The sequence below is a fragment of the Crocosphaera sp. XPORK-15E genome (assembly GCF_034931425.1).
Lineage (GTDB): Bacteria > Cyanobacteriota > Cyanobacteriia > Cyanobacteriales > Microcystaceae > UHCC-0190.
Map to the genome: position 1 here is coordinate 1 of NZ_JAYGHQ010000044.1, position 9,860 is coordinate 9,860.

Consider the following 9,860-nt stretch of genomic DNA (forward strand, 5'->3'; position numbering starts at 1 on the left):
CCGTACTTGGGGCAAGCTGTGGCGTAGGTTTCCCGTTCGCAAGTTTCATGGCAATGAGAACATAAGAACTTAAAGGTTCGGGTGTGGATCTCTCGTTCATGCGCTCGGACGGTGTACTCGTTTACGTGGACTTTCTTGCTGGCCATTACATTGGTTGGGATGACAACAACAGTATTTCTTAGTTTATAGTTTTCCCACTATCTACGTTAGAATCAAAGAAAATAACGGTGAAAACTGTTTAAATAAAATGAAGATTTAGTTTTTGAGTCATTAATCTGTTATAAGTACCTAGGCAAAATTAATTACACATAGCGATCCTTGCGTAGCAAGGCTTTCAGCCCTCTGTGATAGGTAATTAATTTTGTGTGACTACTTATCATTGTTTTAACTCAAAACCCAAGGAATTCTGAACCAGGAAAACTCAATAAGATAAATATGTTTCCTCTCGATCCACGCAATCGAGGAAATCGTCGAAACCATGATTCTTTCGTCGGATTGCGTGGATCGCTGATGGGGTAAGGATTTGAAGGTGATAACTTGAAAGATTTTTCCGTTTGTATTATGGTGATTACAGGGGTTGCGTGGATTTGTCCTCTGAAACCAGCATCCTGTCTGGATCGTCAGACGAACTCTCTCCCTAACCAGGAGAAATCAGTTGAATGGAAACTAGACAGAATAGTGAGGCATCGCAGCGTAATCCTCCATGAACTCTCCCTAACCAGGAGAAATCAGTTGAATGGAAACGGTTGTACCTGAAGAGTTGGACAGTTGCCATTTTGAAGGCATTACTCTCCCTAACCAGGAGAAATCAGTTGAATGGAAACTTTTTTATCTGAGCGGTACCACTCAAGGAAATAACTCTCCCTAACCAGGAGAAATCAGTTGAATGGAAACATTACAACCCCTCCAAAATTGATTCCTTCAGTTAGAAGCTCTCCCTAACCAGGAGAAATCAGTTGAATGGAAACGACATTTCCATTCCATTTTTGAACGGTTTGGAGGAAATACCTCCTCTCCCTAACCAGGAGAAATCAGTTGAATGGAAACTGAAAAACTCCGCTAATTTATAAATTAGACGGAGTTTTATATAAACTCAAAAAAGACTGATTAAAGTTAATTTATTGGTGAGTATCCAAATAAGAGACTCGCCCCTGAGCGTTGCGATAAATCTTTTAAAAATTGAGAACGTAAGTGATTAGGGTTAGATGATTTTCCCCCCATAAATAAACAGACTATTTCTTGACAATTTGTATTTTCTGTTTTGTGTGGAACTTTGACTCGTCTAATACTCACCCAAGAACAATGGGCATTCCCCTGACCAGCATTGCCACCAACATCTGTTTTTCGCTTATACTTATCCTGATAAATAAGATTCATTCCCTCTCCACGAGTCTCTGAATTAGACCGAATGAAATCCCAAGTTTGTTCAGATTCATCTATGGGATTATCAACTGGGCCAGCAACGGCAAAAATAGCACAAGTTGTTGGAGAAAAGACTTCAGCTTGTAAATCAGGATTAGCTCCAATTGTAATTCTATTAGGCCAATGGTCTTGAAAAGTGTCGAGCAATTTTTGATAAGTATTACTCCAATTTTCTGGTTTATTAGGAGATAAAATATAAGAAATTAATCTGGGTTCTTCAATAGGTTTAGGTCTAGCCTTATGAAGCAGTTTTAGGTCACAGCCTCTCGCGGCATTATGTCTATTATTTATCTGAAAAATATGTAAAGGTCTACGCCATCCTCGACCTACTCCACCCACACTAACAGCAAACTTAATAATCGGCAAAATAAGATTATTTAAAATATCTTTTGGAGCAATAATTTTCAGCTTTCCTTTCCAAGTATAAAATCTCGGTTGATGATTGGAACTTTTTCCCCAAGTTGTGCTTTTAATGACTTCTAAACGGACACAGCCCTTATTACTTGTTCCATTTTCATCATCAATGTTTCCCAGTAATTCTCCTAACGTCTTTTTTGCATTATTTTCTGACATAACGCCTAAAAGAAATCGCCATACCCAAGAACGTAACCAACCTCGCCAATGAGAAGGACGTAATTCTACGTCATCTCTATCCCTTTGATTAGCACCATAGCAACCTTGACTATATAACGTAAAGTCGAATATTTTGACAGATTCATCAGAAGGCCAAATCAATTTAGGTTTACTAAGAGATTTAATAGCCCCATATCCAGAAGCAGTGCGACTTCCTACACCATAAAAACACAGTGATTGTTCTACCCATTCCCAAACTTCTTGTACTTCTGTAGGGGTGGTTTTATTAACAATTCCTCGAATCGCAATAGTTACAGAAATTTTTTGTTTACCATCTCCTAATGTATAAAAAGATAAAGGTTTACTTTGTCCTTTATGTAAGACTTGAAAATCTTGTTGAGGATTAACAATATCTAAGGTTAAAGGAGTAGGTTCTTGAGGATAAGCATCTAAAAATTCAATTTTACCAGGAACAATTTTTTCATCATCTTGATATCCTAATAATTCATTCATTCGTTGATGTATTTCAGGATATTTTTTAGCCCAAGCTCTGACTAAACCTCGAATAGAAGACCCAGGAATATAACCATTAAGAGGTAATTCAGGAAACCTCTGACAATTATCCCCAACATTAAGTTTTTTAGTATTATCATGTTGCCAGTTACCACAAGGTTCACCAGCAGAAATCATCGTTTCCCCATCTGGATGAGGGTAAGAACCCACCTTAGCTCGCCATTGAATGACAAAAGTTCCTTTTTTGAATAAATCAGATTGACCTCTTGTTTGCTGTTGTTTTTCAAGAAGTTCTATTAATTTAGTTCCTGTATACATAATGTTCTAAAGACTGCTTACTGCTCAATAAATGGGTTAAATTTTAATCTTGAGAATAGGCTCTTGCCCAAAAATTCCATTGCGATGTTAACAATAGAGATTTGCGCCACAAAGCCATATATTCTGTTGGTTTATTTCTAGTTAAGTCAACAATTCTTTCCATGAGTTGCCGTTTACTTAAGTCTTCTGTAGGAGCAATTAATTTTCCTAATAAACAATGCCAAATAGGGACGGTTCTTTGGCGAACTTTTCCTTCTTGATCGTTCGATTGATTAATATATCCTACTGCTGAAAGTAATCCAAAAAGTCTTAAGTGTTGAGACAGACGTAATACTGCATTCAAGTCCTCTTGAGAGAGATGGGTTTTCTTTTCTTTTTCAAGATAATATTGAATATTCTCATGAGCAGATAAACTCATTTTTTCTGGTTGGACTCTCTGAAAATTTGTCATAGTAGAAGGGGTAGAAGAAACCGTATTTTCTGGAGCAAATATAAGATTTTGCTCAGCTTGAGGATGAGTAGTTTTCATCGTAGGAGATGAAGATTTATTGTGAGATGGAAATTGAGAAGATTTGCGTTTTTTACTAGACATAATTTAGGCTTAGACTAGAACTGATTTTTCTGAATTTTGACCAAGAGGAGAAGTGTTGTTATTAACCCAACTTTGTACCCATCCTCGACCAACATTGGCCTGTCCACCAACTTGAATTAATCCCTGAAGAACTTGTATTAAAAGTTCATGTTCAGCAGAACTGATAGGATTTTCTTTTGATAAATTATAACCCCAAGGACTATAGAAGATAGTATCACGAGGAATACAAATATCTGTCCAAAAAACTTCTGCTGAACCTGCTTGATTTGCTCCGTTTGTTTCTTCTTGGATTTTATTTCTTACCTGTGTCCAAAGAGAATGTTCCATTAAGACTTGAAAATCAGAATCAGGAAGAATGATATGATTGGTTTCCCAAGTTGGTTTAACAGAATCGTTGAGAGAATCAGGAAACTTTCCTAAAAAGGTGATCGCTTCTTTTTGTTTGGGATTAAGTGCAGATACATTTATTTCCGCATCAGCAACAAGATAATTTCCAGGACGACTCCCCACAGGATGATCGGGAAAAGTAGTAAAGGATAATTTAGCAATAATGGCATGATCTCGAATTAAAGAATGACAACTAACCCAAGTAAAGATATCTGTGCCACCATTAAGGGGCATAGTTCTCATGGGAACCCATAATAACCGTGCATCCCCAAACCAGACTTGATGAACTCCCATTTGTCCTTCCTTATCAAGTTCTTTGCCAAATAAATTATTAGCAGCATTAGTATCTAATGATTGAACTTCATCTCTGATACTTCCCCGTAAAGATGACCCAGGAATATAGGGAAAATTGGTATGAACTTCACGGGAAATTTCTAGAATGTTTCCGATATCTCCTTCCCCACCGCAATGAATAGGAGATAAGCTGTATAAGTAACCTAAGCGAAAATCTTTCATGGATTTAACCTCTTACGATTGGTGTTAATTGATCGAGAATTTGTTCATTGAGTGAATTGAAGGGGTTCGTTGTTTCAAAATCTGGTTTTACAAATTCCATAATTTGACGCATGGTTTTGATAATTTCTTTTTCATTTTCAAGTTCTGAGATTCCTTTAAGATTATGAACTAAGTCATTTCTATCTTGACAAGAGTTCTCTAATTCTTTTAATAGTAAGATTACAGAACTTAGATCAGAAAAATGTTCTAAAATAGCCAGCATAACAATTCGATTAATTTTTTCGTCTAATTTTAATGATTGTCCATTATATCGATAAGCTTTAAGGTATTTATTTAATTCTCTTTGTTCAATCTTAGAACGAATTTGGTTTTCTGTACGTTGCCAATCTAGCGTTTTAAAGTTGGCTTGTAAAAGTTGTTGCTTAACTAAAAATTTAAGGACATTTTCCTGAAAAGAAAACAACAAGATTAGGAAATCAGCATATTGTTTGGTTTTAAGTTTAATAATGCTTTTGTAATAGGCTTCTTGTAATAGTTCTAATATATGCTCATTATACAACTCGTTGATATTTTGTAACAGTTCTGGTTTAACTTGTTGTTGATAGGGTTGAATCACAGTTCTAGCTAATTTAAAATCAAAAGCTAAACGATAATAACCATATTCTAGTAAAGCTTGAGCGACGTGACTATCAAAATCGCTATTTTTTAATGTTTGTAATGCACCTCCATAATTATAGTTTTGCAGTTGTTTCTTGATGACACTAAAATCTGATTCATTTTTAAAGACATTAACATTGTTTTCAAAAACAAGTAATTGAGACTCTTTCATGGTTTTAGGATTTCTAACTTGCCAAAGTCGAGTATTTTTTCCGTAACCAGAAGCTTGTAAAATTCCCCAAGCGGTTTTCATTGATGGTGTACCAGAGGATGAATTAAACTCAAAGATATCATTATTCTCTTTCAAACCCCAAACTTGTTTTAACCCTTTATTGGCTTCTTGAGTTGCCAACCTAACGTCAACAGGATCTTCTGATAAAGAAGGAGAAACAGCCATTAATTCCACTTGATCAATCGTTAGCTGAAAATCCTCTTGTTGTAACCATTCTTGAGTTAAAAGAGCATTTCCTTTAGTATCTTCACTATAAAGTAATAATACTTTTTTGATAGAACAGTCACTTTTAAGTAAATGACGAATTAAAGTGACAATTGATCCCTCTTCGTTTGTACTTTCAGATGCTGGATCTTGCTTTCCGACAAAAGATAAAATAATACTAGCCATAATTAATTCTCCTTCCATTTAATCCATAATAATTCGGAGTAACCTAAATCTAGTAACCCTTTTGCTCGATGATAAGCTTTAGCTTCTTTATTTCCTTTGAATGACTGAGTTTCAGGATTATCAGGATTAGCATATAAATAGCAAGGTTTATTAAGATAATATTGTGTTCCCATGGGTGCAGCAAAAACTTGCGGTGCAGGAATACTTTTGCTATTATCATTTTTATCCCGTATTCGACAACTAATCGGAACAGCTTTTGCAGTAGCAACACTAACTAAAACTCGACTGGGATCATCTTTATTTTGGTTATTATTAATAGTATGAGCGAGTTTCCATTCCCAAGGATAGGGTTTACACATCGCTTGACCATTATGTTTTCTTTCAAAGACTCCTGGTGTTACTAAATAAGCAATACTTTTTCCTTCTTTTTTAAAGTTTTCATTTGATTGATTATGCAGTGATTTCCATTGATTGCCTAATTCATCACAAGCTTGAATTAAGACTCGATGACCTTCTCCTCCTAAGCGAATCGTAGCAGGGGTATCTAGTTGATAATTGAGTCCAATTGCTAAGTGCCATCCTGATGCCATTCTAACTGCTTTTTCGACAAAATAACCATCAGCATTTTTAACTTGTTTGCTATTATCTTCGATAGAATTATGGGAACGAGTTTCAATTTTCCAGGGTTGTTCTGGTTCATATTCGGGATTGTGTTTATCATCTGTTGGTAGAAGTAAATGTTCCTTTTCAAAGTACCCATTTTTAAGATAAAATAAAACAGCATCAGAAGGCAAATATTGACGATAATTTTTATCATCTTTTTCGGAATCTTTAGACAAGGTTACAAGGGGACAAGGTTGAGATTGATCCCACATTGCATGATGAAAGGGTGAGTTAGTATTCCATTCTTGATGAAGGGGAATCAATGGTTTTAATCCCACCCATCCAAGGGGGCGGGGAAAATATAAAGTCTTTTTTTTATCCTTGTCTTCTCGACATAAGAATACCCCTTTAATTTCAAAATCTTTTTTATCAATAAGACTACGCAATGCACCCGCAACTGTGTGACCATTGGGAGGAAAGATACTGCCGGCCCACGCCCTTTCGCCAGGGGTAAAGGGTTTGGCATCTCGCAGGAGAATCACATCTAATGGGGTGAGAGTATACCAATACATTACTGATGTCCTCCGATTTTGATTTGACGATTACGAAGCACAAAAGCCGCTAACTTCAGCCAATTTTTGACTTCTGTTTCTAATTTTTTTTCTTCTGTTTCTAACTCTTTTTCAGGAGTTGTCAACCATAAGTTTTGAAACAAGGTAACTAAAGCTTTTTGAAATTCCCCTGAAGTATCTGTTTTCAGTTGTTCTCTACGACTACAGAAGGCTTTTGTCCAAGGTTCGATAGCTTTATAATCAGGAATGGGATGTTGTTCAAAAAGAGTAGCCGCTTGTTCAAATAAACTGGGTTCTATCTCCTGATTTAGATGAATTAAACGTTGCCATTGATAAAAAATATCAAATTTTGCTGTAGATTTGAGGATGTTTCCATTGCCATATAATACTCTTACTTGTACAGCATCTTTGACTTTTCCATCGGGAGATTTATGTTTTTTCGCTCCTTCTTCTTTACCTTCTGCTTTCCATAAATTTTCTAAAGCAATAGCTAAAGGCACAGAATGATGAGCAATCACAATTCCAAAACTAATTGTTGCTTCACCTCCCATTGTAAATAAAGGACGACTGGTTAAATTTTGGGGTTTAGTTTTCTGATTCCATTGCCAATAATCGCCATCGTTTTTGAATTCACAGTTCCCTAAATTAAAATTACCATCATCATCAAATCCTAAAGGATCTTTATCCCCTCGAAAACATTGACGAATATCCCATAACCAGTTATCCCATTCCCAAAGATTAGTACAGGCTAAAACGTCATCACCACCGCTATAAATTAAGCGTCCTGCATATCTTTCTTCGGTTAAATAAGGGACTAATTGATTAGAAAAATCAAGTAATGCACGACTTAAAGAACTATGGGTAGCCGGTCCCATTCTTTTTTTAACCTGTATAAAATTTTCTATGGGAATTTGATAATATTCTGGCATACTAGGAATTTTATCAAGTAATTGTTGAGGCATATAATCTTTATATGGTTGTAATTTACTTCCGGTTAACCAGTCTCCCATACCGTCACCATCACCGGCGGCTAAAACATACCAATCTGTCGGATTTTTACCTGTAGAAAAATAGTGAGAAATCGTCTCACGAAGTCTTTTTAACTCTTTATCTTTCTTATCTTTATCTTGAGATGTATAATCTTCAATTAGCCATCCTGCATTTAACAAGCGAGGATTAGGTAACTGAGTATATTGTGTATTATTATCAATTAAGGGAATTCCCCAAGGAGTATGTTTTGCTTTTGCTACCCAATTAAAGTTATCTGAAATATCTTTACAAATTGCTTTATAGTATTTGATCATGTCTGATCTTTGGGATTCATCGAAAGATCGTAACCATCCTGCTACTCCTGAACTTAAATCAGGGTAGTATTGTTCAACTTTTGAACTAATCTCATCATCATCTGGATATAAAATTTTACCTAAAATCTGATGTAATCCACGCTTAACGACTTCACTTGCATTTAATTGTTCAATTCCATCAAATAGGTTATAGTTTTGTTGCCAAAAAGATTTAGTTTCCCCTTCTTTTATCCAATCATGAGATTCTATTTTTGAATTTGGACATACCACTGAACCTAAACCTGAAATGGTAGAACGAGGAGTAAATACGGTCGGAAGTTCCCAATTTCTAGCGTTTTTAACTGCCTTTAAACTATTCCCCATTTGTTTAAAGAGATACCCCCACCATGAACCCACATTCATATTCGGTTGTTTAGAACAGTTTTGATCAGTATTTTCAGTTAAGTTAAATATTTCTCTGATAAATTGTTCTTCATTGGGTTCAAATAAAATCTCTTTTTCTTTAGTAAGATTAGTAAATAGATTTTGTTGCTTTACCCATGTTTCAAAGTTATCCTCTTTACGAGGGGACTGGCTTAAATCTGCGTTAGAATATCCAACAGGGTAGGATACCCAATAATATTGCCATTGTGTATCTAACCATCCTTGCCATGTTTTCGGGTTAATGTGTTTCCATTGTTCATAACCTTTGCGTTCTTCATTTCCTTCCTGTAAGCATTTTAAAACTTCATCTCCTAACTCTTTCCATGTTTTTAAAAGAACTTGTTTAGCATATTGCGTCGCCGCATAAATGGGGTTATCTTTTTGATCATCAATAGTTTTTCCATTATCAGGTAGTACCATGACAATAACATTCGGAAAACCTGCAGTTAGTAATTTTTCAGTTTTAGGTGATTTAATATCAAAGTTAGGATAAGTTTGGAATAACCAATGATCAATTAAGGGTTGATCATACAAACAAGGATAGAGTATGGTGTCCGGCCCATATTTATTAGCAAGTTCCCAACAAACTTTTGCAGATAAATAGTGTAAAATCCAAGATCCTGCCCAAAAATCTCGCATTTTACGACTTGCTTTGATTAATTCTTGAACAGGGGTAAAAGTAATGGTAACGAGATGAGGACGGGAATAATTAGAGAATGTTTTATTTTTTTGAGGATAATCTTCATTATTCTTATAATATCCTGCTAATGCACCTGCTAAAGCTGATGTCATACTGACATGACTCCATAATGACCCATCGGGAAGACGAGTTTCTGCCGGAAGTAGGGCAATATTAGGATCAATTTGTGCTAATTTTTCAGGATAACATCGCCATAACCACCAAAATACTGTCTTCGGATCCTTTATCTCTTTGATTGCGTTTAAAATCTCTCTTTCTGTTACTTCTAAAAACTCTTTGCGCTTTCCTTGTTGTAAACGTTGATGTAATTGTTCTGTTACTTTGAGAGTTTGGGGTTTTCCTGACAGCAGATGATGAATATCTAAGCCGTTTTCTGTATATTGAATTGCGCTATATTTAGGGTCTAGTCTGCCGATGGTACTGCGATCGCTTGCTGATGAGATTAAATCACATAGTCCGACGTATTTTAACCAATTAACTTGTAAAGGACAATCTCCAAATTGTTTTCCCTTGGGTTTGGGAGATGTCCATCCCTCCATACAAGCTAAAATATCCCATTGTCCTTCTGTATTCATCTGAATAGACGGATATAACGCTTTGAGTGCCGGATCATGAAGTAATCCCCAAATTTTCGCTTGCCAGTATGGATGACTCACCT

General features: G+C 35.7%; 6 protein-coding genes and 1 CRISPR repeat array. All 6 genes read right to left on the reverse strand.

What is annotated here, in order from left to right:
- The first annotated feature begins 631 nt into the window (after positions 1-631).
- Positions 632-1,047: direct repeats of the CRISPR family, unit length 36 nt; unit sequence CTCTCCCTAACCAGGAGAAATCAGTTGAATGGAAAC.
- A gap of 66 nt (positions 1,048-1,113) precedes the next feature.
- From VB691_RS23800 to cas10, 6 genes are read right to left on the reverse strand one after another with little or no spacing between them, the layout of a single operon-like run.
- Complete coding sequence (locus VB691_RS23800; protein WP_323294016.1) at positions 1,114-2,826, reverse strand: RAMP superfamily CRISPR-associated protein; 1,713 nt, start codon at positions 2,824-2,826, stop codon at positions 1,114-1,116.
- 43 nt (positions 2,827-2,869) lie between these two features.
- Complete coding sequence (locus VB691_RS23805; RefSeq protein ID WP_323294017.1) at positions 2,870-3,418, reverse strand: hypothetical protein; 549 nt, start codon at positions 3,416-3,418, stop codon at positions 2,870-2,872.
- A 9-nt stretch (positions 3,419-3,427) separates the two neighbouring features.
- A complete protein-coding gene (cmr4, locus tag VB691_RS23810; protein ID WP_323294018.1) occupies positions 3,428-4,321 on the reverse strand; it encodes a type III-B CRISPR module RAMP protein Cmr4 in 894 nt (297 codons plus the stop codon).
- A gap of 4 nt (positions 4,322-4,325) precedes the next feature.
- A complete protein-coding gene (locus VB691_RS23815; protein WP_323294019.1) occupies positions 4,326-5,600 on the reverse strand; it encodes a hypothetical protein in 1,275 nt (424 codons plus the stop codon).
- Positions 5,601-5,602: 2 nt separating this feature from the next.
- Entirely contained in the window at positions 5,603-6,775 is a 1,173-nt protein-coding gene (locus tag VB691_RS23820; RefSeq protein ID WP_323294020.1) for a type III-B CRISPR module-associated Cmr3 family protein, read from the reverse strand.
- Complete coding sequence (gene cas10 / locus VB691_RS23825) at positions 6,775-9,858, reverse strand: type III-B CRISPR-associated protein Cas10/Cmr2 (protein ID WP_323294021.1); 3,084 nt, start codon at positions 9,856-9,858, stop codon at positions 6,775-6,777. Before cas10 ends, VB691_RS23820 begins: the two co-directional genes overlap by 1 nt.
- Positions 9,859-9,860 lie beyond the last annotated feature (2 nt).